Here is a 25,531-nt window from a genome sequence, read left to right on the forward strand (position 1 = left end):
GTCCGCTTACTGGGGGGCAACGATGAAGGCAGTGCGGTTCCACGAGTTCGGCGGGCCCGAGGTGTTGAAGGTCGAGGAGGTCCCGGATCCGACCGGCGACGCGCTCGTCGACGTCACCGCGATCGGCCTCAACTACGGCGAGACGGTGATCCGCCGGGGCAAGGGCAGGGAGCTGTTCCCGTGGTATCCGGGGCCGTCGCTCCCCGCCACGCTCGGCTCGGAAGTCGTTGGCACCACAGGAGAAGGCCGACGCGTCATGGGCGTGCCGCGCGACGGCGCCTATGCCACGAAGGCCGTCATCGAGCACCCGATCGACGTGCCCGACGACGTGAGCGACCACGAGGCCCTCGCTCTGCTGCTGCAAGGCACCACAGCGGTCGCGGCGGCCAAGGCGGCACGCATCCGGCCGGGTGACCGGGTGCTCGTGGAGGCGGCGTCCGGTGGCGTCGGCAGCCTGCTCGTGCAGCTCGCGGAACGGGCGGGCGCGACCGTGCTCGCGGCGTCCAGCAAGGGCGGTCTCGGCTACGACTGGGACGGCCTCGAACCGGTCGACGTCGTCTTCGAGTCCATCGGCGGCACGGTCGGGAAGAGCGCGTTCGAGCTGCTCAAGGACGGTGTCGGCCGCATGGTCGTGTTCGGGTACGCGAGTGGCGAACCGCTGGACGTCACGGCGAGCGACATCTTCCGCAAGGGCGTCGCGGTCATGGGTCTGCCCCGCGACACCACGCCAGAAGAAGTGTTCGAGCTACAGCTCAAGCCGAACCTCGGCGACGTCTACCGGCTCGACGAGATCGCCGAAGCACACAAAGCACTCGAAGCCCGCACGACGACAGGCAAGCTCATCGCGCGACCGTGACCGACCGGGGCGCCCGGAACGACAGCAGCCGAAGCCACTCCGGCTCCGAGCCGTCCAGCCGCAACGACGGCTCGTGCTCAGCCACCGTTCGCAACGTCACCGCGGCCTCCAGCCGAGCCAGCCCGGCACCGAGGCAGAAGTGACGGCCGTACCCGAACGCCAGGTGACGCGGGTCAGTTTCCTTACCGCTCAACAACAACACGAGCTCCGCACCGGCAGGCACCCGCACACCCGACAGCACGACATCACGCGCGGTCAGCCGCCGCCAGGTCACCACGGGCGTCTCGGTCCGCAGCACGTCCTCGACGAACGCCTCGGCCACACCAGGCGAACCCAGACGCGCCCACAACGCGCGGTCCTGCAACGCACGACGCAACGCCGTGGACAACAACTGGGTCGTCGTCTCCTGACCGGCGATCAGCAGGAAGTAACAGAGACCGGCGGAGTCCTCAGCGGACACTCCGGCATCGGCCAGCGCGCAGAACAGTTCGCCGTCACGGGCGTGGTAGCGCTTGATCAGCCACTGGTGGAAGTCGCCGACGTCGTCGACCAGCTCCAGCTGCCGTTCGCGGGTGATGTCGCCCCAGAAGAACTCCAGCGACCCGGAGCTCCAGCGCTTCAACGTCGGGATGTCGACGTTCTCCAACCCCAGCAGGTCCATCAGCACGATCGCCGGCAGGTCCCACGCGAGCGAGCGCACGAGATCCGTGCCACCCAGCCGTTCCAAAACGAGGGACCGGATGCGAGGCTCCGCAGCGGCAACGCGGACCGGCGTGAAGAACGAGGCGACGAGGCGGCGCAACTGAGCGTGCGAGTCAGAACCGTTGTTCGCCAGCGTCGGCGGCAGGGAGAAGCGGGCGCGAACCAAGGACCGCAGCGCGGCCGTGCCCACCGGAGTCACGGCGGTCAGGGCGTTGTCGGGCAGGTAGGTGACCGGATCGGCCAGCACGGCGCGCACGTCGTCGTAGGCCGACACCACCCAGCGTCCGCCGAGGAACTGCACCGGCGAGGTGAGTTCGGCGCGCGTGAAGGTGAACAGGTCCACGAGCGGCACGCTAGCGGGCGGATGGGAGACTCAGGCGGTGACCGTGAGCACAACTGAGGCGATTTCCAGTGGTGGTGAGTCGACGTTCGACTGGATCGACGTCCGCTCTGAAGCGCGAGCCAAGGCTGGTCTGAGCCGGCGGCTGCGGCCGCGCACGTCGGACTCGACGGACCTCGACCTCGCGAGCAACGACTACCTGGGGCTCGCCAAGGACAAGCGCGTCGCGGGTGCCGCGGCCGCCGCCACGCTGAAGTGGGGTTCCGGTTCGACGGGATCGCGCCTGGTCACCGGCTCGACGGAGCTGCACGCCGAGCTGGAGTTCGAGCTCGCGAACTTCTGCGGCTCGCAGTCCGCGCTGGTGTTCAGCAGCGGGTACATGGCGAACCTCGCCGCGGTCACGGCGCTGACGGGGCCCGGCACGGCGATCGTCGCGGACCAGCACATCCACGCCTCGCTGATCGACGGCACGCGCCTGTCGAAGGCCGACGTCGTCGTCGCGGACCACTGCGACGTCGGCAAGGTCCGGCACGCGCTGGAGACCCGCGGCAAGCGGCGCGCGATCGTCGTCACGGACTCGGTGTTCAGCGTCGACGGCGACATCGCCCCGCTCAGCGAACTGCACGAGGCCTGCCGCGCGACCGGTGCGGCGCTGGTCGTGGACGACGCGCACGGCCTCGGTGTCGTCGGGCCCGGTGGCCGGGGCGCGGTGGCCGCGGCGGGCATCATCAAGGCGCCGGACGTGATCACCACGCTGACGCTGAGCAAGTCGCTGGGCGCGCAGGGCGGTGCGGTGCTCGGCCCGAGCCGGGTGATCAAGCACCTGATCGACACCGCGCGCCCGTTCATCTTCGACACCGGCCTCGCGCCGAGCAGCGTGGCGGCGGCGCTCGCGGCGATCAAGATCCTGCGCGAGGAGCCGGACCGTCCCGAACGGGCGCTGACCGTGGCGCACGACCTGAGCCACCGGCTGAAGGAAGCCGGTTTCCAGGTCAGCACGCCGACCGCGGCCGTGGTGAGCGTCCGTGCGCCATCGCCGGAGCAGGCGTTCCAGTGGGCCGAGAACTGCCGCACGAGCGGCGTCGTCGTCGGGTGCTTCCGGCCGCCGTCGGTGCCGGACCAGATCAGCAGGCTGCGGCTAACCGCGCGCGCCGATCTGACCGAGGCCGACATCGAGCGCGCGGTGCGCGTGATCAGGGAGAGCGCCGCATCCGCAGGTGTGGAATCCCGTCCTCGATGAACTCGGTGCCCTCGGCGACGAACCCGAAGGACGCGTAGAAGTCGGCGACGTACGTCTGCGCGTCGAGCACTGACGGCGCGGTGCCGATGTCCACGAGCGCGGCCTGCATCAGGCGACGGCTGTAGCCGCGGCCGCGGGCCATGCGCGCGGTGGCGACGCGTCCGACGCGGAACGTGCCGTCTGCCTCCTCGAGCAGTCGCAGGTACGCGAGCGGCTCGTGCGATCCTTCGGACTCCAACCAGAAGTGCCGCGTCCCCTGGGCGAGATCGTGGCCGTCCACGTCGGCGTAGACGCAGTTCTGTTCCACGACGAAAACGTCCTGACGCAGCCGCAAGATCGCGTAGAGCTGGGCGGGGCTCAGGTCGAGCCCCCACTGACGGCGCAGGGTCGCCGGAAACTGTGTGGTTCGCACCTGGTCGTGGATATCAGAAGCCCAGCGTCTGCCGGTAGTGAGCGAGCCGGGTGTAGACACCAGGTTCATCTGCCCGTGCGCAGCCGCGGCCGAACGACACGACGCCCGCGAGCCTGCCGCGCACCACGAGCGGCCCGCCCGAGTCGCCGGTGCAGGCGTCCCGGCCACCGCGCCCGGCGCACAGCATCGCGCCCGGCCGGTAGTCCGGTTCCTTCAGCAGGCACTCGGAGTCGGACAGGATCGGCACCGTCACCTTGCGCAGCGTCATGGCGGGCGGGGTGTTCTCGGCGGTACGGCCCCAGCCGAGCACCACTCCGTCGTCACCGACCTCGCCGAGCGAGATCGTCCGGTACGGCACGGGGCTCGCGAGCGTCAGGATCGCCACGTCGTCGCCCTTGGTGACCTCGACGTACTCGGGGTGCCGCCACACGCTCGCGACCGCCGCGTCGACACCCTCACCCCTGTTCCGCAGGTCGGTGCGGCCGGCGACCACGCGCAGCTGCTCGGCGGGGCGCTGGTTCTTGCCGAACACGCCCTTGAGCGTCACGCAGTGCGCGGCCGTCATGACCTTGTCCGGGGCGACGAGCGCGCCACCGCAGATCAGCTGACCGTCCGTGGTGGTGATCGCCACAACCCACGGGGTGTCGGCCACCCGCGCGGGTGTCCCCCCAACGATCGCATCAGCGGACGAACCACCGCTGACCAGCGCGATCACCGCTACCAGCACGGCACACCGCTTACCCCTCACGGACCACTCCTCGTTGCGCCAGGTGGACGATCGGTCACCAACGGTAGCGATCGCGCTAGGACGGCGTCAAAACCGAAGATTCTCGTGTTAGTGTCGCGTCAAGCCGGAGATTTTGCGGCCAGTGTCATAGATCACGGGGGTATGTACGGTGTTGTTCGACTTCGGCCAGGTTCCGGCCTTTCTCATCGCATGCGCGGTCGTCATCGTGACCCCCGGTGTTGACGCCTTCCTGTTGCTGCGCACGTCACTGCGCTCGGGCACCCGCGCCGGACTGCTCGCGCTGGGCGGCATTCACGCGGCCGCGGCGGTCCAGGTGGCGTTGGTGATCTCGGGCCTCGGAGTGGTGCTCGCGCGGTACCCGATGGTGCTCACGGCGCTGCGCTGGATCGGCGCCGGCTACCTGCTCTACCTGGCGATTTCCATCACGCGCGGGCTGATCAAGCGCTCCGGCGGCGAGCCGGAGGAGGTCATGAGCACGCGGCCGTTCCGGCAGGGCTTCCTGACCAACATCACGAACCCGAAGATGATCCTGTTCTCGCTCGCGTTCCTGCCACAGTTCATCGGATCGGGTGAACCGGCGCCTCAGCTCGCGATGCTCGCGGTCGTGTTCCTCGGACTCGCGGCGGTGTGGGAGCTGATGATCGTGCTGGCGGCCTCCCGCGTGGCCGGCAAGCTCAAGCGACCTGGTGTGACGACCGCGCTCGACGCTGTCTGCGCGGCCGTCTTCCTCACCATGTCGGTCGGACTGGTCCTCTAATCACCTCACGCGAGGTGCAGGTACCACCTCTGCGCCTGCGGGTTCCCGCTGAAGCCGCCCTTCGCGTACAGGCCCAGGTTGTCGGACACGCGCGTCAGATAGGTGCCCTTGTCGACGTTGCGGACCAGGTGACCGCCGAACACGTCGGGCCCCTCCAACCGCCACTGCTGCCCCGGATCGGTCGTGGCGCAGTCCCCGAGCAGGTCGAGGTCGAACCGCGCCCCCGGCTTGGGCCGCAGGCAGACGTCGCCCGCCCGGAACTGGAACGCGCCGCCACCGAGCTCGACCCGCTGGAACGCCGAGCCGGGACAGGGGCCCATGCGGGCGCCGTTGGCGCAGTAGTCGGTCAGCTCGACGGCCCACCAGCGGGAGTTCTCCAGGGTGACCGCGGCACCGGTGGTGTCCGGCAACGGCGACACCGAGCCGACCTCGGTCACGACCCAGCGCTGGTGGTCGGTGTCCTGAGGCTCGTCCGTGATGATCTTGAGGTCGAGCACGTCGTACCAGGACGTGTCGGCGTACGAAGGCCAGGAGATGGCCAGCTTCAGCTTCGTCGCCCCGGACGCGTCGGTGACGAGTTCCCACCGCTGGTACTCGTCGGTCTCGTCGCACGGGTTGGTGGCCAGGGAGCCCTGGCCGTCCACGCACCACCGGTCGGCGATGTTGCGCAGGAAGAACTGCCCGTTCGGCAGGCCGACCTTCTCCCAGCGCTGGTTCGCGGCGCCGGTGCAGCCGGCCGTCTCCACCACGAACGGATCGGGCGCGCCGGTCGTCATGCACTGGCCGCGCGCCACGCTCTTCAGCTCGACGATCGGGTTCCCGGCGGGCTCGGCGCCCGCGGGAACTGTGGTCATTGCCCCCAGGGTGAGCGCGGCCGCGATGGCGGCGACGACACCCAATGATCTTTTCCCCATACCCCCGCACGCTACGGACCTACGATCGAGTTCGTGGTGGATCGACTGCAGTCACTGCGCGCCGCGCTGGCCGCACGTCCCGGCGAGCCCGTGCCGTTCGACGTGCTGGCCGCCGAGGTGTGGCCGGACGAGCCGCCGATGCATCCACGCGCGGCGTTGCGGACGCTGGTCAGCCGGTTGCGCGGCACCGAGCAGGTGATCACCGAACCGACCGGGTACCGGCTGGTGCCGCGGCCGCCCGCGCCGTGCCAGCTGCCCGCGGACCTGCCGGATTTCGTCGGCCGACGAGAGGAGATCGCGCGGCTGGAGCTGATCGACGCGCCGGTTCGGGCCATCACCGGGCTGCCCGGCGTCGGCAAGACCGTGCTCGCGATCCGGGAGGCGCACCGGCTGCGGCCCGAGTTCCCGGACGGGCAGCTCTACGTCAACCTGCGCGGCTTCTCCACCGGGCCGTCGATGACGGTCGAGCAGGCGCTGGAACGGTTCGTGAAGGCGCTGGGCGGCGGGCCGAACGACGACTACCAGGAGCTGCTGCGGAACCGGCGGGTGCTGGTGGTGCTCGACAACGCGACCGCCGAGGTGATCGAGCCCCTCCTGCCGGCCGCCCCCGGCTGCGCCGCGCTGGTCACGAGCCGCCAGGACCTGCCGCAGTTCGCGCAGGTCACCCTGTCCGTGCTGGCCGAGCAGGAGGCACGGGAGCTGCTCAAGGGCATGCGGGTCGACGGCGACACGGGCGAGCTGGTCAGGCTGTGCGGGCGGCTGCCGCTGGCGTTGCGGATCGCCGGGGCGAACCTCGCCGGGCGGCACCTGCCGGACTACGTCGAGGAACTGCGCGAGCACCGGCTTGAGGCGTTGGAGATCGAGGACGACGACACGGCCGTGCAGGCGACGTTCGACCTCTCCTACCGGAAGCTCTCACCGCGGGCGCGCAGGACGTTCGACTTCCTCGGCGCGGTGCCCGGCCCGGACATTCCGCGCGACCTGGCCGGAGCGGCGACCGACGAGTTGGTCGCGGCGAATCTGGTGCAGCAGAACAACAATCGCTACCAGCTGCACGACCTCCTGCGTCTCTACGCGCACGAACGGGCGACAGCGCAGGACCGGCAGACGGTGTTCGACTGGTACCTCAGGCGGGCCGACGGTGCCGAAGCCCGGTTGCAGGTCGGTTTCACCCGCCTGCTTCCGTCCACTTCGGACTCCGTCGCGTTCGCGGACCGCGAGGAGGCGATGGCCTGGTTCGAGGTGGAACGGCCGAACCTCGTCGCGCTCGCGCAGGAGCAGCCTGATGCGGCACTGGTCGTGGCTACGAGGCCGTTCCTGCTGCTCACCGGCCAGTACGGCGACCTGCGCACGATCGCGCGTGCCGCGTTGGACGGTGGCGAGACCGGGCAACGCGCGGCGGCGATGCGGGTGTGCCTCGCCTACCTCGACTGGCGGTCCGGCGAGCACCGGACGGCGATCGAGCACAGCGAGCGGGCCATCGCCGAGTACCGCGCCGCCGGCGCGCAGGCTCCGGAGGCCACCGCGCTCAACACCCTCGCCGGGATCTACCACGACCTCGGCGACCTCGCCCGCGCCCGCGAGCACCTCGCGTCGGCGATCGAGCTCTACGGGCCCAATGGCATGCGAGCGCAGCTGATCGGCGGCCTCGGCAACCTCGGGCTGGTCGACCTGGAGCTCGGCGGGCTCTCCTCCGCCGAGGACGCGCTGCGCCGGTCCGTCGACCTGGCCAGGGGGATCGACGACTGGCAGCACCTCGCGAACGGCCTGAACAACCTCGGTGTGGTGCTCGCGGCCCGGCACCGGCACGCGGACGCGGAAGCCGCGTTCAGCGAGGCACTCGACCTGGCACGGCAGCACGGGCTGCGGCCGATCGAGATGTCCGCACGGGTCGAGTACGCGGAGTTGCTCATCGCTGTCGGCCGCCGCGACGAAGCCCGTGACCACGCTGAACGCGCGCTCGAACTGGCGGGCGACGACGACCTGTTCATCGAGGTCGACGCCGGCCTGGTGCTCGCGGAGGTCAACCGGTCGGTCGCCGAGTACGACGAGGTGCTGCGACGCGCGGCCGACGCCGGGTTCCGCATCATCGAGGTGCGCGCGCTGGCGGGCAAAGCCGCTCTGACGCAGGACGAAGCGTTGTACGACAAGGCGATCGAACGAGCGGAGAGCGCGGGACTGCGCTACCGGGCCGATCTGGTCAGGAGGCTGCGTTCAGGTACGTCGTGACGCGCGTGTAGACGCCGGGCGCGTTCGGACGGGCGCAGCCGATGCCCCACGACACGATGCCCGCCAGCCGGCCGCCGACCACGAACGGGCCACCGGAGTCGTCGATGCACGCGTCGATGCCGCCGTCGGGATATCCCGCGCAGAACATGGCCTGAGCGTCGTACCGCGCATAGGTCGCGGCGCACTGCTCGTCCGCCATGATCGGGACGTAGGCCTTGTGCAGCAACGGACTCTTGTCCGTGTCGTTCTCCGCCTGCCGCCCCCAGCCGTACACGACGCCGACGCTGCCGTTCATGTGGACGCCGGCGGCGGCGACCGGCAACGTCCGGTACGGCATCGGCTCGGCGAGCGTGAGCAACGCGATGTCCTTGCCGCGCGAGGGAGTCGAATAGCCCTCGACGAGTTCGTACGAAGCGGCGACCGAGGTGGATCCGCCGTCGGTGCGCAGGTCGAGCCGCCCACCGACGACGGTGATCGAGCCGGGAGTGCGGTCGTCGACGCAGTGCGCCGCCGTGACCACCTGCCCGGGACCGAGGAGCGCGCCACCGCAGAACTGGTGGCCCGACGAGGTCGTCAGGGCCACCATCCACGGCACCTCGCCGGCGTCGTCCACCACTTCGCCGCCGACGATCCGAGGGGCGGCGTGAGCCGGGGTCACCGTGATCACGAACAGGATCAGAACCGCCAGCAGTCGCATGCCGCCCAGCAGAACCCAGCGGCCTACGGGTCGACAACTCCAGGCGGCGAAGCATCCACGACCGAGTGAAGATCCTTGGCATAGCGGGAGATCCGGACGTACACGCCGGGCTTGTTCTTGCGGGCGCAGCCCTCGCCCCACGACGTGACGCCGACGAGCTTGCCGTCCGCCACGATCGGGCCGCCCGAGTCGCCCTGGCAGGTGTCGATCTTGCCGCCCTCGTAGCCCGCGCAGAACATGTCCGCCTTCACGAACTGCGGGTAGGTGTCGACGCAGAAGTCGTCCGGCAGCACCGGCACGGTGGCCTGCATGAGGAAGCGGGACGTCTTGCCGTTCTCGGCCGTGCGTCCCCAGCCGAGCGCCCGCAGCTCCGTGCCGGGCTGGTAAAGCGCCCGATCGGACAGTTCGGCGAGCGGCAGCGGCTGGTACGACAGGGCGTCCTTCAGCGTCAGGACGGCGACGTCCTCGCCCTCGTCGGCCGCGGTGTACTGCTTGTGGATCCAGATCTTCGTGACGGTGGCCGTCACCCCGGCGCCGCGGTCCTGCTTGTCCTCACGACCCGCGACGACCTTGAGCTCACTCGGCGAGCGGCCGATCGCGCAATGGGCCGCGGTGAGCACCTTCGCCGGGGCGACGATCGTGCCACCGCAGAACTGGGCACCGCGGTCGTCGAGGAGGTAGACGGCCCACGGGTTGGCCTCGATGGAGGCCCGCTCGCCGCCAACGACCTGCTCGTTGGCGGCTGCGGTGCCCGTTGAAGCGAGCATTGCGGAGAGAACCAACACCAGGAGTCGTCTCATGACTCCAGATGGTAGCTACTCCGCTGTGCCATTCGGAGCAACCTTGCTCCACATCTTGCCCGCCGCGCCCATGACCGTCTCGCCGATGTCGTTGATCGTCTTGATCAGCGGGTCGGCGGAGTTGCTCATGGACTCCTTGTAGGACCGGGCGGCGGACTTCACGTCGTCGGTGAGGTTCGTCGTCGGCCTGTCGTCCTCACGGCGCGCGTACGTGCCCGTCAGGATCTCGCGGTACTCCTCGCTCGCCGACCAGCGCTGCAGTTCGGCGGCCCGCACCACGACCAGCGGATGCGTGCGCGTCTCGGTGTGCAGGAGCTTGAGGATGCTGTCGCGAATGTCCTCGACCTCCTCGTACTCCTTGGCCTGGGCGAGGAACGACGCGATGTCGACCTGACCGCCGAGGTCGCCCGCGAGCGCGAGGTGCGTGCGCAGCGCGGCCTGCGGGTCCTGGCAGGCCAGCAGGCCCGCCCGGTCGCAGGACAACTCGGTCTTGCGCTGCCACTCGCGCAACGCCGCGATGACCGCGCGCATGGCCAGCGCACCGGCCGGCACCCACGCGAACGACGTCGTGAGGTCGACCAGCCTGCGCAGCAGCGTGTTGTAGAGCGCGTGGCCCGACATCGCGTGGCCCATCTCGTGACCGATCAGGAAGCGCAGCGACTCGTTGTCGAGCAGGTCGACCGAGCCGGTGCTGATCACGATGAACGGCTTGTCGATGCCGTAGGTGTAGCCGTACGCCTGCGCGTTGCGCTCGACGAAGAGCTCGGGCACCTCGGCGAGGTCGAACGTCGCCGCCACCTCGTTGCGGATGCGGTCGAGCGTCGGGTACTGCTTGGGGCCCACCCGGACGGAGGACGCCACCTGAAGCAGGCGCTCACCCCGCTCGGTGAAGGCTCCGGCGACCGCCTTGAGGATCGGTGCCACAGCGGGCACCGCCCTCAGCACCGCGAGGGCGCCTCGGTCGGCAGGATGCTCATAGGCGCGTGGGCTGATGCCCGGGAACCGCACCCTCGATGACTGCTCAATATCCCCCGTCACTCCCCCAGGTTAGACACGATCCGGACAAGGCTGCACGGAATCCACCCTGGACCGTTGCAAACTTGCGCGGTGAGCAGCGACGAAGACACCACAGTTCTGCCGTTGCGCGGCGGGGCCTCAGCGACTCTGGTCCGCCGCCGTGCGGTCGCCAACGACCGTGGGGCGATCCTCTACGTGCACGGTTTCGCGGACTACTTCTTCCAGGAGCACGTGGCCGCGCACTACACGGCCCAGGGTTACGACTTCTACGCCGTCGACCTGCGCGGATACGGCCGATCGTTGCGCGATGGCGAGGTGCCGAACTACACGACCGACATGGCCGTGTACTTCGAGGAGATCGACGCCGCGATCGCCGTCATTCGTGAAGAGCATTCGCGTGTGGTGCTGATGGGGCACTCGACCGGCGGCCTCACCACGTCGTTGTGGGCGCACGAACGACGCTCCAGCGACCTGATCGACGCGTTGGTGCTCAACAGCCCGTGGCTGGACGTCGTCGAACCGCCGTTCATGCGGCAGGTCGTGAAGCTGATCGGCGGGGTCGCGCCGAAGGTGAAGATCCGCGCGAACCTCGGTGAGGCGTACGGGGCCGCGATCCACAACTCGCGCAACGGCGAGTGGGACTTCGACCTGAAGTGGAAGCCTTTGGCCGGCTTCCCCGTGCTGGCCGGATGGATCCGGGCGGTGCTGCTGGCGCAGGAGAAGGTCCACAACGGACTCGACGTGCGGGTGCCGGTGCTGGTGCTGCACTCCGACAAGAGCATGTTGAACGCCAAGGAGTGGAGCGAGGACGTCTCGAAGGCGGACGCCGTGCTCGACGTCGAGGGCATGCGCAGGTGGGGTCCGAAGATCGGATCATCGGTGAAGGTCGTGGAGATCAAGGCCGGCATGCACGACCTGTTCCTGTCGCCTGAGCCAGTGCGTGCGGCGGCACTCGCCGAAGTCGACGAGTTCCTGAAAACGGCTTGACCTCGTTGTAGGTCGAGGTTCGAGACTGGGCGTCATGAACATCGACTTCAACGCCTGGTACGCGCTCGAAAGCGCGATGCAGGACGAGAAAAGCCGTCGCGTGAGCCGGGCGACGTTGAAGCGTGTCGCCCGGTTCGCCCACCCGCAGCGACGGGCCGTGTACGCGTTGCTGGGCACTTCTTCGGTCGCCGCCGTACTGGCGGTGGCCTCTCCGGTGCTGGCCGGACGTGTCGTCGACACCATCATCGGCGGCAAGGACTTCGGTCTGGTCGTGTGGCTCGCGCTGGCGATCGCCGGGGTTGCGGTGCTGGAGGCCGGGTTCTCACTGGCCGAGCGGTGGCAGTCGTCGCGCGTCGGCGAGGACCTGATCCTGCGGCTGCGGCAGGCCGTCTTCGACCACGTGCAACGGATGCCGATCGCGTTCTTCACCCGCACGCGCACCGGTGCGCTGGTGTCGCGGCTGAACAACGACGTGATCGCGGCGCAGCGGGCCTTCTCCGAGACGATCTCCGGTGTCGTCACGAACGTGATCGCTCTGGTACTGACCCTGATCGTGATGCTGACGCTGTCGTGGCAGGTCACGGTGCTCGCGATGGTGCTGCTGCCGATCTTCCTGATCCCCGCGCGGCGGATGGGCAGGCGTTTGGCGTCGATGCACCGCGAGGCCGCGAACCTCGACTCGGCGATGACGACGCAGATGACCGAGCGGTTCTCCGCGCCGGGCGCGACGTTGATCAAACTGTTCAGCCGGCCCTCCATCGAGAGCGCCGAGTTCGGGTCGCGGGCACGGCGGGTGCGCGACATCGGCGTGCGGACGGCGGTGGCGCAGTGGCTGTTCCTGGTGGCGCTGACGCTGGTGTCCTCGCTGGCGTTGGCGCTGGTCTACGGACTGGGCGGGTACTTCGTGTTCGCCGGGACGATGGCGCCGGGCACGATCGTGACGCTGGCACTGCTGCTGACCAGGCTGTACGCGCCGTTGACGGCGTTGGCCGGCGCGCGGGTGGACGTGATGACGGCGCTGGTGTCGTTCGAGCGGGTCTTCGAGGTGCTGGACCTGCCGCCGTTGATCAAGGAGAAGGCCTCGCCGGTCTCCGTTCCGGACGGGCCGGTGTCGGTGGAGTTCTCGGACGTGAAGTTCGCCTACCCGTCCGCGGACAAGGTCTCGCTGGCCTCGCTGGAGGAGGTGGCGTCGCTCGACACCCGTGGCGGCGAGGTGATCCTCGGCGGGGTGTCGTTCGTCGCCGAGCCCGGCTCGCTGATCGCGCTCGTCGGCGCGTCGGGTGCGGGCAAGTCCACGATCGCGTCGCTGCTGCCTCGCCTGTACGACACGGACTCCGGCTCGGTTCGACTGTCCGGTGTGGACGTTCGCGACCTGTCGTTCGACTCGATCCGCGAGACCGTCGGCATGGTGACGCAGGACGGGCACCTGTTCCACGAGTCGATCGGCGCGAACCTGCGGCTCGCGGCTCCGGCGGCCACCGACGAGGAGATCTGGGACGCGCTGACCCGTGCCCGGCTGGCGGACCTGGTGTCGTCGTTGCCCGATCAGCTGGACACCGTCGTGGGTGAACGCGGCTATCGCCTGTCGGGTGGTGAACGGCAGCGGCTGACCATCGCCCGGTTGCTGCTGGCCAAGCCGCGCGTGGTGATCCTGGACGAGGCCACCGCGCACCTGGACTCGCGCTCGGAGGCCGCGGTGCAGGAGGCGCTGGTCGAGGCTCTGGCGGGCCGGACGTCGCTGGTGATCGCACACCGGCTGTCGACGATCCGGGCCGCGGACCAGATCCTCGTCGTGGACAAGGGGCAGATCGTCGAACGCGGTACGCATGAAACGTTGCTGGCCCGGGAAGGCCACTACGCCAAGCTGTACCGCACTCAGTTCAGCGAAGAGCCGATCGGAGCCCCGTGACCATCCCCTCGCCGGACAACCTGTACCCGTTGCCGGACTACGCCCGCACGGTGCTGCTCAAGCCGTTGGTGAAGAACCCGCAGATCGAGATCGGCGAGTACACCTACTACGACGACCCTCACCACGCCACGGAGTTCGAGCAGCGCAACGTCCTCTACAACTTCGGCGCCGAGAAGCTGGTCATCGGCCGTTACTGCGCTTTGGCCGAAGGCGTGCGGTTCATCATGTCCGGCGCCAACCACAGCATGGCGGGCGTGTCGACGTTCCCGTTCACGATCTTCGGTGGCGTCTGGGGCGAGAAGACGCTCGACATCGCCCTGGGCGCGCCGAGCCGGGGCGACACCGTGGTGGGCAACGACGTCTGGATCGGCTACAACGCCCTGATCATGCCGGGCGTGCGGATCGGCAACGGCGCGATCGTCGCCGCCGGTTCCGTGGTGGTGTCGGACGTTCCCGCGTACGGGATCGTGGGCGGCAACCCCGCGAAGCTCGTGAAAACGCGCTACAGCGACTCGGACGTCGAACTGCTCGAACGCATCGCGTGGTGGGACTGGCCGGTGGAGAAGGTGACCGAGCACGTCCGCGTGATCATGGCCGGTACGCCCGCCGAACTCGCCGCGGTCAACTGAGCCGTTCAGCTTGTTGCGGGCGAACCGGACAGATGCCACGGTCGTTGCTCGCCACCCTCACACGCACCATTCGCAGGACTGTGCCGAGGGGACGACAAAAAAGAGCTGGGGGTTCTTTCTTGTTCACGTCGAAGCGATTAATGGCATGCGCTCTTTCGGTCGCAACTTTCGGTGCCCTGCTGACCGCGGTCGATGCGACCGCCGGCATCGAAGAAAAGCCCACCACCCCGCACGCCGATGCCTTCCGGGGCGTCCCAGCGGAAGTGGTGGCCATGATGAAGGCCCAACTCGAGCCGAGCAGGGCCGCTCAACTGCTGAAGAACGCGCTGCCTGCGGGTGGCGGGTTCACGAACCTGCTCGTCGACGGCGACTCCGTCGTGCTCCGCTGGCGCGGAGAGCTTCCCGACCAGGCCAGGTCGGCCGTCGAGCAGGCGCGCAAGATCGCTCCGGTGCGCGTCGAGTCCGCCAGGTACTCGTATGCGGAACTGGAGAAAGCCGCCGACGACCTCGCTGACGCGGTGCTGACAGGCCCTGAGTCCGGGGCGCGGTCGGTGACGATTCTCGGTGATGGCAGCGGCCTTCGAGTAGGTACGACGACGAACGCGAAAAATGTCTCGGCACCTGACGTGGGCGTGCCGGTCGAATTCGCCCCGACAGGGAAATTCGAGTTCCACACGAGAAACAACGACAGCGCGCCGTGGTGGGGTGGTGGCGCGCTCAACAACGCCAACGGTCGCGGCGGTTGCACCGCCGGATTCCCGGTGACGGATGGCGGCGGCGGTCAGTGGATGCTGACCGCCGCACATTGCGGCACCCCGCCGGACACCTTCCGCGACGGTGCCGGCGAGAACGTCGGGCAGGCCACGCGCGAGGTGTGGCAACACGACATCCTGCTGGTCGCCGCCGGGGTCAGGGGGCCGAGTCAGGGCTACCTGTTCACTGGCGGGCGCGACGACCACGGGGCGGTGCGCATCGGGGGCTGGGCCCACGCCATCCCCGGCGAGGTGTACTGCCAGTCCGGGATCACCACGGCCGGCGCGATCGGCAGCCAGCTGTGCGGGCTGGTCGTCCAGCCGGACTTCACGAGGCGGGTCTGCGGCATCGACTCGGACGGCGACTACACCTGCGCCAGCGATCTGGTGGCGGCCGCGACACCGAGCGGCACCTCGTCGCGGCCGGGTGACAGCGGCGGGCCGGTGTACGGGCTGAGCACGGACAACCGGGCGTTCGCGCGCGGCACCGTGACGGGCACGCCGGACGGTGGCCGGACGATGTTCTTCCAGGACTTCGCGACCGTGTACAACGATTTCGGAGTCTGGCCGGTCACCCCGTGACCTGACGTGCCGGGAGACGGGCCGCCGTCTTCCGGCACTCGCGTCAACCGGATCATGTCCCCAGGTCGTCTGATGGGGGGAGGTGGCATGCACACGGACGCGGAAGCCGGGCTGGTCGACTTCATCGCGACCAGGTCGGGATCGCTGTTGCGGTCGGCCTGGTTGCTGACGGGTGACGCGCACAAGGCGGAGGACCTGCTCCAGACCGTGCTGACGGAGTTGTGGCTGCGGCGCGGCCGGGTCGAGCACCTGGACACCTACGCCCGGCGCATGCTCTACAGCACCTACCTCACCTGGTGGCGGCGGCGCTGGAGGTCCGAGGTGCCGACCGGCGACGTTCCGGACGTGCTCGCCGGTCTCGACCACGCTGACGACGTGACGAGCAGGACCGTGGTGCTCGCCGGGCTGGCCAGGCTGAGCAGGCAGCAGCGCGCGGTGCTGGTGCTGCGGTTCTTCGAGGACCGGTCGGTCGCGGACACCGCGGCGGTGCTGAAGTGCTCGACCGGTGCGGTGAAGACGCACACGAGCCGCGCGCTGGCGGCGTTGCGAGCGGACGAGAGCCTCCACGACCTGATCCGGCGAGGAGGCGAACGATGAACGATGACGACATCCGCACGCTGCTGTCCGGGGCGGTACCTGATCTGCCCGAATCGAACGATCGGGTGGCCGCGGTGCGTGACCGCGCCGCCCGGCACAGGCGCCGTCGTCGCTCGGTCGTCTCGGGAGCCGTGGTGCTGCTGGCAGTCGCCGCCGCCACAACGGTGCCCCTCCTGCTGCGCGGCGAGCCGGTCGAGCCCTTCACCGCCGGCGGGGAACCGACCGCCGGCTGCCCCGCCTACACCGCACGGCCCACGAAGCTGGGACAGGGCGCCGCCGGGCAGTTGCTGCCGGACGGGGCGGTGCGGGCGACGATGTGCGTCTACCGCGTCGGCACGTCGGGGAACGACTGGCAGACCGAGGCCGTGACCATCGACAGGGACGTCGCCGAGGTCGTTTCCACGCTCAACGCGCTGCCCGACCACGACACGTTCGTCGCGGAGCACCCCGAGGCACGCGATGCGGGGTGCACGATGTCGCTGCGACCCCAGTACCTGATGCGGTTCGAGTACCCGGACGGCTCCAGCAGCACGGTGGACTTCGCCATGAACTGCGGCACCGTCGAAAACGGTGATGTCGTGCGGTTCGGGGAGATCACCAAGGCACTGGACGCGTTCACCACGAGCTACCGCGCTCAGGGCGGCGCCGTTCCCGACCCGCCCTGGAAGTGGTGACGGGCGTGCGGAGAACGATCCGGTGGCATCCGGGTGAACTTGCCGAACGCCGGCGTTGATCGCGCGATCATGGGCACATGGAGTACGACCGCTACTGCGACCTGACCATGCGGGGCGGCACGACCAGCGGAGTCGTGTACCCCCTCGCGGTCGCCGCGCTGGCCCGCCACTACGAGTTCAAGCAGATCGGTGGCGCGTCCGCCGGTGCGATCGCCGCGGGGTTCACGGCGGCGGCCGAGCGTGGCCGGGCGTCCGGTGGCTTCGAGAAGCTCGCCGGGCTGATCGACTGGTTCACGTCCGGTTCGGGCGCGGAGCGGTGGCGGATGGCTCAGCTGTTCCAGCCCGCCGAGAAGACCCGTGCGTTGTATCGGATCGTCATCGCGTCCATGCAGAAGCGCGAGACCACCGGGCGTAGCGCGATCTCGTGCCTGTTCTTCGCGTTGCTGGGCGCGGTCGGGTTGCGCGCGAAGTCGGTGCTGGCGCTGATGGCGTTGCTGTGGCTGGGCGGGCCTGTGCTGTTCTCGGCGTGGCTCGCGCCCTCGGCGTATCCGGGCTGGATCACGGCGCTGGTCGTCGTGCTGGCGCTGGCGTGCCTGGTGATGGTGTTGTGGCCGTTGCGAGCGAGTTTGCCGTGGCCCGCCTGGGTGTTCGCCGCGGTGCCACTCGTGCTGGGGCTGGCGTTCTCCCGGCATTACGCGACGGCGGCGATCGTTCTGCTCGTGTGGCTGGTGCTGTCGCTCGCGGCCGTCAGCGCGTTGATCGTCACGTACGGGTACGCGATGCAGCGTTTCCTGAAGGACAACGCCCGGTCCATCCACTTCGGACTCGTGCCCGGCACGGGTGACTTCAGGCCGTCGTGGCTCGATCGGCTCGCCGGGGTGCCGAAGTCGACGAACGTGCCGCCGCTGGCCGACTGGATCGCCGACCGGCTGGACGACATCGCGGGCACCTCCGAGGCGTTGACGTTCGGCGACCTCGGCGACATCAACCTCGTGCTGATGACGACCGACCTGTCCGAGGGGCGGCCGTACCGGTTGCCGTTCAAGGACGAGTGGCAGTACTGCGACGAGTGCCTCGGCTACGTGTTGCCGAGCCGGGTGGTCGAGCAGCTCAACGGGCGCGAGACGACGTCGAAGTGCCCGCTGCACAAGTACATGCCGTTGCGGGAACTGCCTTCGCGCGACCAGCTGCCGGTCGTGCTCGCCGTGCGGATGTCCCTGTCGTTCCCCGGTCTGATCGCGGCGGTGCCGCTGTGCCGGGACGGACGCGTGCACTGGTTCTCCGACGGCGGCATCACCAGCAACTTCCCGATCCACTTCTTCGACGCGCTGCTGCCGCGCTGGCCCACGTTCGGCCTGACCATCCAGCCCTACCCGAACGGCGACAAGACCGACGTGTGGCTGCCGGAGCAGGACGCGTCGGCCTCCGGCACCCCCTACTCGTCGATCGGCACCGTGCCGCGCTTCCTGGTGTCCATCCTGGACACGTTCCTGGACTGGCGCGACACCATGCAGTCGGCGCTCCCCGGCTACCGCGGCCGCATCGCGCACGTGCGGCAGTCCGACGACGAGGGCGGCTCGAACCTGTTCATGCCGCCCGCCACGATCAAGCGGCTGGCGTTGCGCGGACAGCAGGCCGGCGACATGCTGCGCGAACGATTCGAGCAGCAGCGCAACACCGACCGCTACCGCTGGATCCGGCTGCGCATGGCGCTGCGCGAGTACCAGGAGCTCGGCACGCAGGCGGCCGACCGCGACGCGCTGTACGAGGAGCTGCTGGAGCGGTTCGAGATCCCGGCCGAACTGCACGACTGGTTCCGCACTCCCCCTGCGGACGGTGATCCGTTCCGGGACGGGATCGAGGTCGCGCTGGACCACGTAGGGCGGCTCAAGGACGACGGGCCGTTCGACGGGGTGCCGCCGGTGGATCCGGATTTGCGGCTGACGCCACCCGAGTAGGCGCGCTAGCCTGGGTTCGTGACGCGATTTAGCCGCCCCCGACCCGCGTGGGTGGCTCGCGCCTGAAAGACCTTCCCGTCGGTCGGGGGACTCCGCAGCCAGGAACCCAGACCGGAGAACGGGAAACCCCATGTACCGCACCGAAGAACTCGTGCACGCCCTGAACGTCCGCGATCTCACCGATCCCGCGCAGGGCCCGCACGCCCTGCAACTCCTGATCGCCGACCTGAAACAGGCGTTGGACGACCCGCGGGAGGTCCGCCACCACCCGCTCGTCCCGGTGGAGCACAACTACGAGCACCTCGGCTACCCGCGGGACGCGATCACCCGCGACGCCCGCTACACCAGGTACGTCAGCGAGACGTGCATGCTGCGCAGCCACACCACGGCGATGATCCCGCCGGCGCTCAAGAACGCGAACCCGGACGTGACGTTGCTCTGCCCGGGACTGGTCTACCGCCGCGACACGGTCGACCGCCTGCACACCGGCACACCGCACCAGCTCGACGTCTGGCGGATCAGCAACGCAGCGGAACCACTCGAGGACCTCATCCACACGGTCGTCACCACCCTGTTGCCCGGCAAGCGTTATCGCACGATCGACGCGCAGCACCCGTACACCACGCACGGCAAGCAGATCGACGTCGAGCACGACGGCGAGTGGGTCGAGGTCGGTGAGTGCGGCAGGGCAGCGCGGCACGTCGTCAAACACCATCCGCACGGCCTCGCGATGGGCCTCGGCCTGGACCGGATCCTGATGCTGCGCAAGGGAATCCCGGACATCCGCCTGCTGCGCAACTCCGATCCGCGCATCAGCACGCAGATGCTGGACCTCACCGAGTACCGGCCGATCTCCCGGCACCCGGCCGCGATCAGGGACATCTCGATCGTCGCGAACACCGAGGACGACGCCGAAACGCTGGGCGACCGGATCCGCGCGCTCGTGCCGGAGGACGTCGTCGAGGAGATCGAGATCCTCAGCGAGACACCGGCGGAAGAACTACCGCCGCACGTCCAGCAGAGGCTGGAAACCAAGCGCGGTCAGAAGAACGTGCTCATCCGCGTGACGATGAGGGCGCCGGAACGCACCCTCACCGACCGCGAGACGAACGAGATCAGGGACAGGCTGCTTCAGGGCTTGCGGCCGACAGCGCCGTAGATGCCCACGTGGGTTTCGTCGAAGGAGTCCGGGCGCCAGTCGTTGACCGCGACGACGCCCGGCTCCAGCATCTCCATGCCGTCGAAGAACCGCGTCACCTCGGCGTGCGTGCGCATGGTGAGCTTGTTGTCGGAGTTGCTGTAGATCTTGGCGACCTCACGGGCCTCGGCGAGCTCGGCCTCGGACAGCGTGTCCCAGGTGGCGTGGGTGATGGCGAGGTACGAGCCGGACGGCAGGTCGGCCATGTACTGGGCGATGGCCTCGTACGGGCTGTCGGCGTCCGAGACGAAGTGCAGCGCGGCGATGACCAGCACACCGACCGGGCGGGAGAAGTCGAGCGTCTCGCGGGCGCCGGCCAGCACCGAGGACGTGGCGCGCAGGTCGGCGAGGATCGCGTTCGCGTTGGGGTTGTCGGCCAGCAGGGCGTTGCTGTGGGAGACGGCGACCGGCTCGAAGTCGACGTAGACCACGCGTGCGTTCGGGTTGTCGTGCTGGGCGATCTCGTGGACGTTGCCCACGGTCGGGATGCCGGAGCCCAGGTCGAGGAACTGCTCGACGCCCTGCGTCATCAGGTGGCGGACGACCCGGCGCAGGAACGAGCGGTTCGCCTGCGCGCTCTGGGCGACGCCGGGGAAGATCTGCTCCACCTGCTTGGCGGCGGCACGGTCGGCTTCGAAGTTGTGCGAGCCGCCCAGGTAGTAGTCGTACATCCGCGCCACGCTCGGGCGGGTGACGTCGACCGTGGACGGGACCCACTTCAGCTCTTCCATCACGTGCGCATCCTCCGTCGTCGCCGCACGGGTGTCCACCACCACACATCCGAACCGGAATGGTTTCGGTCACGTGTGGGTGGACATGCCCTCCAGCACCGCTGAGCTCCACGCGAGGTTCCGCCTTCTCAGGGAACGCTCGCCGGTGCACTTCGACGCCGATATCGGTGGCTGGTGCATCACCCGTTACGACGACGTACTGACAGTGCTCGACCTGGACGCGGGCGACCCTGACCCGTTACCCAAACGGGTGATCGCGCACGCCATGAAGGTCGTGCGGCCCGTGGTCACGATGTGCACCATCGAGCTGGCCGACGCCGACGACGCCACGTTCGCGCAATCGCTTGCGGCGACGGCGGCCGAGGCGTTCACGCTCGCGCACGGCGTGGAGGCGTTCGCCGCGACAGCTCTGGCCACCACGCAGGCGTTCCTCACGAACGCGTTGCACGCGCTGAACGATCATCCGGCCCAGGCCGAGCTGCTCAGGAACGAACCGGGGCTCGCGCGGGACGCCGTCGAGGAACTGCTGCGGTTCGACACCCCGATTCCCCTAGCTCCCGCCCGCCGGACGTCCCGCCCCGTCGTGCTGAGCGGGCGTACGGTCGAGGCAGGCGAGATGCTCCTGCCGTTCGTCGCGGCGGCCAACCGGTGCTCGGTGAAATTTCCCGGCGGCGAGCGTCTCGACCTGCGACGCAGGCCCGTCGGCGTGCTGTCCGCGTGCCCCACGAGCACCGCGCTCGCCCGCGTGACCGGCGAGATCGCGCTGGTCAGACGCCTTCGGGCAGCTGCTCGCTGACAGCGAACACGTCAGGGGAACACTGCCCCACTCCAGATGGTTGAGCGGTACAGACTCAACTTTGGAGGGTGACGAGATGGGCGAGACTCTGGCCCTGCCGGTACTGCCGCTGGACGACGTCGTGGTGCTGCCCGGCATGGTGGTGCCGATCCGCATCTCGGGTGCGGACGCGAGCGCTGAGGCCCGTGCGGCCGTAGACGCGGCTACGACCGCGGCAAATCATCAAGTGCTGCTCGTTCCACGGCTGGACGGGAAGTACGCAGCAGTAGGCACACTGGCCGAGATCGAACAGGTCGGCCGCCTGCCCGGTGGCGAACGCGCTGCCGTCGTGCGCGGCACCAAGCGCGTGCGCATCGGCACGGGCACCACGGGGCCGGGCGCGGCGCTGTGGGTGAACGCGACGATCGCGGACGACTCCCCGATCACCGACCGGACGCGTGAGCTCGCGAAGCAGTACCGCGCGCTCGTGACGAACATCCTGCAGACGCGGGGCGCGTGGCAGATGGTCGACTCGGTGCAGCAGATCAGCGACCCGTCGGCGCTGGCCGACCTCGCGGGCTACGCCTCCTACCTCGACGACCAGCAGAAGATCTGGCTGCTGGAGACGAGCGACGTCACCACCCGGCTGGAGAAGCTGGTGGAGTGGGGTCAGGCGCACCTGACCGAGCTCGACGTCAACGAGACGATCGCCAAGGACGTGAAGGAAGGCGTCGAGAAGCAGCAGCGGGAGTTCCTGCTGCGCCAGCAGATGGCCGCGATCCGCAAGGAACTGGCCGAGCTCGACGGCAAGCCCGCGACCGAGCAGGACGACTACCGCGCCCGTGTCGAGGCGGCGGACCTGCCGGAGAAGGTCGCGAAGGCCGCGCTGGCCGAGGTCGACAAGCTGGAGCGCACCTCCGAGCAGTCGCCCGAGGTGGGCTGGATCCGGACGTGGCTCGACACCGTCCTCGAGATGCCGTGGAACGAGCGGACCGAGGACTCCTACGACATCAAGGCGGCGCGCGAGATCCTCGACGCCGACCACGCGGGCCTGGACGACGTGAAGCAGCGCATCACCGAGTACCTGGCCGTGCGCAAGCGTCGTGCCGACCGCGGCATGGGCGTCGTGGGCGGACGTCGTTCGGGCGCTGTGCTCGCGCTGACGGGCCCTCCCGGCGTCGGCAAGACGTCGCTCGGTGAGTCCGTGGCACGGGCGATGGGCCGCAAGTTCGTTCGCGTGGCGCTCGGTGGCGTGCGCGACGAGGCCGAGATCCGCGGTCACCGCCGCACGTACGTCGGCGCGTTGCCGGGCCGGATCGTCCGCGCGATCAGCGAGGCCGGTTCGATGAACCCGGTCGTGCTGCTCGACGAGATCGACAAGGTCGGCTCCGACTACCGCGGCGACCCGACGGCGGCGTTGCTCGAGGTCCTGGACCCGGCGCAGAACCACACGTTCCGCGACCACTACCTGGAGGTCGAGCTGGACCTCTCGGACGTCGTGTTCCTCGCGACCGCGAACGTCCTGGACACGATCCCGGCGCCACTGCTCGACCGCATGGAACTCGTGCAGCTCGACGGCTACACCGAGGACGAGAAGGTCACGATCGCCAGCGGTCACCTGCTTCCGCGCCAGATCGAACGCGCCGGCCTCACGCCTGAGGACGTCACGTTCGAGAAGCCCGCGCTGCACCAGCTCGCGAGCGAGTACACGCGGGAAGCCGGTGTGCGGCAACTGGAACGGGCCCTCGCGCGCATCCTGCGCAAGGCGACCGCGAAGGTGGCCCTGGGCGAGACGGAGTTCCCGATCACGATCGACCAGCCGTCGCTGAAGTCCTACATCGGCAGCCCGAAGAACACGCCGGAATCGGCGGAACGCACCTCCGTCCCAGGCGTGGCAACGGGTCTGGCCGTCACGGGTGTCGGTGGCGACGTGCTGTTCATCGAGGCCTCGCTGGCCCCGAAGGACACCGGCGCGTCCGGCGTCACGCTGACCGGTCAGCTGGGCGACGTGATGAAGGAGTCCGCACAGATCGCGTTGTCGTACCTGCGTTCGCACGACGAAGGCGCCGCGGCGCTGGCCGACCGGGGAGTGCACATCCACGTCCCGGCGGGCGCGGTGCCGAAGGACGGGCCGTCCGCGGGCGTCACGATGACGACCGCGCTGGCATCACTGCTGTCCGGCCGCCCGGTGCGCTCGGACGTGGCGATGACGGGCGAGATCTCGTTGACCGGCCGGGTGTTGCCGATCGGTGGCGTGAAGCAGAAGCTGCTGGCCGCTCACCGCGCGGGCATCACGACCGTGCTGCTGCCGCAGCGCAACGAGCCGGACCTGGAGGACGTGCCGGAGTCGGTGCGTGAGCAGCTGACCGTGCACTTCGTCTCGGACGTGGCACAGGTGCTGGACCACGCACTCTCGAAGCAGGCCGCCGCGACCGTTGCGGCGTAACGGAAACAGACCCCTCGTGGGGGCAGTAGCGGCGACCGCTGCCCCCACGAGGCTTTTTCGTTTCTACAGGCCAACGTCGATGACGAGCCGGTTCGGGCTCGTCAACGTGAACACCCGGTGCCACGACGCGGCGTTGGCGTAACCGACGGCAACTCCCAGCGTGGCCTCGAAGTCGCACGTGAGCGCGACCCCGCGGATGTTGCTCAGGCCAGGCGTCGCGAAGTTCCGCGACCCGGTGTACGTCGGGTTCCCGTTGTCGTCGTGCGCGGCCGCGCCGATCAACGTGACTGCCAGGATCTCCTGAATCCCGGGCCCGGCAACGGTGATCGGGTTCCCGGACGCGCAGTGCGACACGCCGGTGACCTCACTGACCCGGTACTCGGTCGGCGCCCCGGACAGGTCCAGCACCACCCGGCTGAAGCCGTTGTGCTGCCCGGTCCTGATGTCCGACAGCGTGGCCGTGCTCTGCGCCGACGCCATCGGCACGAACGTGAACACCGCCGACACCGCCACGAGCACCGCGACAAGACGTCTGTTCATCTCGGCCCCCTCTCAGGGCTCTTCCCACACCCTGAAGACGTGTGACCCAGACCACAGTTGCGTCAGTACGAGTAGATGTCGATGACGACCCGGTCGGGGTTGGTCAGCGTGAAGACCTTGTGCCACGAGTTCGCGTTCTCGTAGCTGACCGCGATGCCCATGGTCGCCTCGAAGTCGCACGTGAAGGCGATGCCCTTCACGTTGGTCAGCCCCTGCGGCACGAAGTTGCGCGGACCGGTGTACGTCGGGTCGAAGTTCTCGTCGTACGACGCGGCGCCGAAGAACATCGTCTCCAGGATCTCGTTGCCCGCCATCGGAACCGGGTTGCCCGAGGCGCAGTTCGAGACCTCGGTCGCCTCCCGGGACATCGAGTTGCTCGGCAGCCCGTTCAGGTCGAGCACGATCCGCTCGTACCCGTCGTGCTTGCCGGTCCGGATGTTCGTGAGCTCGGCATGCCCCTGCGCCGACGCCACCGGAACGAACGTGAACACCGCGGCCACCGCGAGCAGCACCGCACCAAGACGCTTCTTCACTCGTCTCCCCCGTCAGCTGTTGTTGACGTCGACCACGACACGGGTCGGGTTGTCCAGGAACGAGATCCGGTACGCCCTCCCCTTCGTGGCGTACCCGATCGCGAAGTCCAGGTGAGCCTCGAAATCGCACGTGTTCGTGACGCTCCGGACCTTCGACAGGCCAGGCGTGTCGAACGCACGCGGCCCGGCGTAGTCGTGCGCGTTCGCCGGCTGCATGCTCACGACCAGGAACTCGTCGCCCGTGGCCGTGATCGGCTTGCCGGACGCGCAGTGCTCCAGCGAGGTCGTCCGGTACTCCGTCACGCTCGGCCGCGGCCCGGTGAAGTCGAACACCACCCGGTCGAACCCGGCGTGCAGCCCGGTCCGAATGGCCGTCAGCTCGTTCCCCTCAGCCGCCGACACGGCCGGCACGACACCGACCGCCATCCCCACGGCGACAAGCGCTGCTGCTGCGATCCGCTTCATCGCTCCCCCTCTTCCCCAGAAGACGCCCGCACAGGTCACGCCC

At 69.1% G+C, this 25,531-nt stretch carries 25 protein-coding genes; 14 read left to right on the top strand and 11 right to left on the bottom strand.

Annotated elements, in window-relative coordinates; translation table 11 throughout:
• The first annotated feature begins 22 nt into the window (after positions 1-22).
• On the top strand, positions 23-856 hold the full coding sequence (locus tag BM417_RS22895) for a quinone oxidoreductase family protein (protein ID WP_093597771.1): 834 nt from the start codon (positions 23-25) through the stop codon (positions 854-856).
• Here BM417_RS22895 and BM417_RS22900 read toward each other — a convergent pair.
• The gene (locus BM417_RS22900; protein WP_218164520.1) at positions 840-1,901 is read right to left on the bottom strand and encodes a cytochrome P450 family protein; all 1,062 of its coding nucleotides are present in this window, start codon (positions 1,899-1,901) and stop codon (positions 840-842) included. The two genes, BM417_RS22895 and BM417_RS22900, sit on opposite strands and share 17 nt — an antisense overlap.
• Positions 1,902-1,944: 43 nt before the next feature.
• Between BM417_RS22900 and BM417_RS22905 the strand changes: the two genes are divergently transcribed.
• Entirely contained in the window at positions 1,945-3,138 is a 1,194-nt protein-coding gene (locus BM417_RS22905) for an 8-amino-7-oxononanoate synthase (protein WP_245822085.1), read from the top strand.
• Here BM417_RS22905 and BM417_RS22910 read toward each other — a convergent pair.
• Together BM417_RS22910 and BM417_RS22915 are read right to left on the bottom strand one after the other, a co-directional pair.
• Entirely contained in the window at positions 3,092-3,550 is a 459-nt protein-coding gene (locus tag BM417_RS22910) for a GNAT family N-acetyltransferase (protein WP_245822087.1), read from the bottom strand. The genes BM417_RS22905 and BM417_RS22910 overlap by 47 nt on opposite strands.
• 13 nt (positions 3,551-3,563) lie before the next feature.
• Complete coding sequence (locus BM417_RS22915; protein ID WP_093597777.1) at positions 3,564-4,298, bottom strand: serine protease; 735 nt, start codon at positions 4,296-4,298, stop codon at positions 3,564-3,566.
• 148 nt (positions 4,299-4,446) lie between these two features.
• On the opposite strand from BM417_RS22915, the gene BM417_RS22920 reads away from it, so the two are divergent.
• The gene (locus BM417_RS22920; RefSeq protein WP_093597780.1) at positions 4,447-5,055 is read left to right on the top strand and encodes a LysE family translocator; all 609 of its coding nucleotides are present in this window, start codon (positions 4,447-4,449) and stop codon (positions 5,053-5,055) included.
• Positions 5,056-5,060: 5 nt separating this feature from the next.
• Here BM417_RS22920 and BM417_RS22925 read toward each other — a convergent pair whose 3' ends face one another.
• Positions 5,061-5,909 carry an RICIN domain-containing protein gene (locus BM417_RS22925; RefSeq protein ID WP_177320542.1) on the bottom strand — a complete coding sequence of 283 codons (849 nt, stop codon included), beginning with the start codon at positions 5,907-5,909 and terminating at the stop codon, positions 5,061-5,063.
• Between the two features lie 93 nt (positions 5,910-6,002).
• On the opposite strand from BM417_RS22925, the gene BM417_RS22930 reads away from it, so the two are divergent.
• The gene (locus tag BM417_RS22930) at positions 6,003-8,198 is read left to right on the top strand and encodes an ATP-binding protein (protein ID WP_143138758.1); all 2,196 of its coding nucleotides are present in this window, start codon (positions 6,003-6,005) and stop codon (positions 8,196-8,198) included.
• On the opposite strand, the gene BM417_RS22935 is transcribed toward BM417_RS22930, so the two are convergent.
• Genes BM417_RS22935 through BM417_RS22945 form a run of 3 tightly spaced genes read right to left on the bottom strand, consistent with a single transcriptional unit; the run spans position 8,170 to position 10,733 of the window.
• The gene (locus tag BM417_RS22935; RefSeq protein ID WP_093597789.1) at positions 8,170-8,895 is read right to left on the bottom strand and encodes a S1 family peptidase; all 726 of its coding nucleotides are present in this window, start codon (positions 8,893-8,895) and stop codon (positions 8,170-8,172) included. The genes BM417_RS22930 and BM417_RS22935 overlap by 29 nt on opposite strands.
• Positions 8,896-8,918: 23 nt before the next feature.
• On the bottom strand, positions 8,919-9,695 hold the full coding sequence (locus BM417_RS22940; protein ID WP_093597792.1) for a S1 family peptidase: 777 nt from the start codon (positions 9,693-9,695) through the stop codon (positions 8,919-8,921).
• 15 nt (positions 9,696-9,710) lie between these two features.
• Positions 9,711-10,733: a M48 family metallopeptidase gene (locus BM417_RS22945; RefSeq protein ID WP_093597795.1), complete on the bottom strand. Its 1,023-nt coding sequence runs from the start codon at positions 10,731-10,733 to the stop codon at positions 9,711-9,713.
• A gap of 69 nt (positions 10,734-10,802) precedes the next feature.
• Between BM417_RS22945 and BM417_RS22950 the strand changes: the two genes are divergently transcribed.
• From BM417_RS22950 to srmL, 8 genes are all read left to right on the top strand, one after another.
• Positions 10,803-11,699, top strand: a complete 897-nt coding sequence (locus tag BM417_RS22950) for an alpha/beta hydrolase (protein WP_218164521.1) — start codon at positions 10,803-10,805, stop codon at positions 11,697-11,699.
• A 34-nt stretch (positions 11,700-11,733) separates the two neighbouring features.
• On the top strand, positions 11,734-13,608 hold the full coding sequence (locus BM417_RS22955; protein ID WP_093597798.1) for an ABC transporter ATP-binding protein: 1,875 nt from the start codon (positions 11,734-11,736) through the stop codon (positions 13,606-13,608).
• Entirely contained in the window at positions 13,605-14,237 is a 633-nt protein-coding gene (locus tag BM417_RS22960) for a CatB-related O-acetyltransferase (RefSeq protein ID WP_093597801.1), read from the top strand. The genes BM417_RS22955 and BM417_RS22960 overlap by 4 nt, the downstream gene beginning before the upstream one ends.
• Before the next feature lie 119 nt (positions 14,238-14,356).
• On the top strand, positions 14,357-15,571 hold the full coding sequence (locus tag BM417_RS22965; protein ID WP_143138759.1) for a chymotrypsin family serine protease: 1,215 nt from the start codon (positions 14,357-14,359) through the stop codon (positions 15,569-15,571).
• A gap of 87 nt (positions 15,572-15,658) precedes the next feature.
• Positions 15,659-16,168, top strand: a complete 510-nt coding sequence (locus BM417_RS22970) for a SigE family RNA polymerase sigma factor (RefSeq protein WP_093597807.1) — start codon at positions 15,659-15,661, stop codon at positions 16,166-16,168.
• A complete protein-coding gene (locus tag BM417_RS22975; protein WP_093597810.1) occupies positions 16,165-16,842 on the top strand; it encodes a hypothetical protein in 678 nt (225 codons plus the stop codon). The genes BM417_RS22970 and BM417_RS22975 overlap by 4 nt, the downstream gene beginning before the upstream one ends.
• A gap of 77 nt (positions 16,843-16,919) precedes the next feature.
• Complete coding sequence (locus BM417_RS49895) at positions 16,920-18,800, top strand: patatin-like phospholipase domain-containing protein (RefSeq protein WP_093597813.1); 1,881 nt, start codon at positions 16,920-16,922, stop codon at positions 18,798-18,800.
• Positions 18,801-18,930: 130 nt separating this feature from the next.
• Positions 18,931-19,959 carry a PheS-related mystery ligase SrmL gene (gene srmL / locus BM417_RS22985; RefSeq protein WP_093597816.1) on the top strand — a complete coding sequence of 343 codons (1,029 nt, stop codon included), beginning with the start codon at positions 18,931-18,933 and terminating at the stop codon, positions 19,957-19,959.
• Here the strand turns inward: srmL and BM417_RS22990 are convergent.
• The gene (locus BM417_RS22990; RefSeq protein ID WP_093598101.1) at positions 19,932-20,729 is read right to left on the bottom strand and encodes an SAM-dependent methyltransferase; all 798 of its coding nucleotides are present in this window, start codon (positions 20,727-20,729) and stop codon (positions 19,932-19,934) included. The two genes, srmL and BM417_RS22990, sit on opposite strands and share 28 nt — an antisense overlap.
• Positions 20,730-20,814: 85 nt before the next feature.
• Here BM417_RS22990 and BM417_RS22995 point away from each other — a divergent pair, with 85 nt between their 5' ends.
• Entirely contained in the window at positions 20,815-21,525 is a 711-nt protein-coding gene (locus tag BM417_RS22995) for a cytochrome P450 family protein (RefSeq protein WP_143138760.1), read from the top strand.
• Between the two features lie 76 nt (positions 21,526-21,601).
• Positions 21,602-23,950, top strand: coding sequence for an endopeptidase La (gene lon, locus BM417_RS23000; RefSeq protein ID WP_093597822.1), 2,349 nt, complete (start codon positions 21,602-21,604; stop codon positions 23,948-23,950).
• A 63-nt stretch (positions 23,951-24,013) separates the two neighbouring features.
• Here the strand turns inward: lon and BM417_RS23005 are convergent, their stop codons facing one another.
• The 3 genes from BM417_RS23005 to BM417_RS23015 all read right to left on the bottom strand — a co-directional run bounded on the left by BM417_RS23005 (position 24,014) and on the right by BM417_RS23015 (position 25,488).
• Positions 24,014-24,490, bottom strand: a complete 477-nt coding sequence (locus BM417_RS23005; protein WP_143138761.1) for an AMIN-like domain-containing (lipo)protein — start codon at positions 24,488-24,490, stop codon at positions 24,014-24,016.
• Positions 24,491-24,552: 62 nt separating this feature from the next.
• The gene (locus tag BM417_RS23010; RefSeq protein WP_143138762.1) at positions 24,553-25,023 is read right to left on the bottom strand and encodes an AMIN-like domain-containing (lipo)protein; all 471 of its coding nucleotides are present in this window, start codon (positions 25,021-25,023) and stop codon (positions 24,553-24,555) included.
• 12 nt (positions 25,024-25,035) lie between these two features.
• Positions 25,036-25,488 carry an AMIN-like domain-containing (lipo)protein gene (locus BM417_RS23015; RefSeq protein WP_143138763.1) on the bottom strand — a complete coding sequence of 151 codons (453 nt, stop codon included), beginning with the start codon at positions 25,486-25,488 and terminating at the stop codon, positions 25,036-25,038.
• Positions 25,489-25,531: the final 43 nt, after the last annotated feature.

This window comes from Lentzea waywayandensis, from assembly GCF_900115955.1.
Classification (GTDB): domain Bacteria; phylum Actinomycetota; class Actinomycetes; order Mycobacteriales; family Pseudonocardiaceae; genus Lentzea; species Lentzea waywayandensis.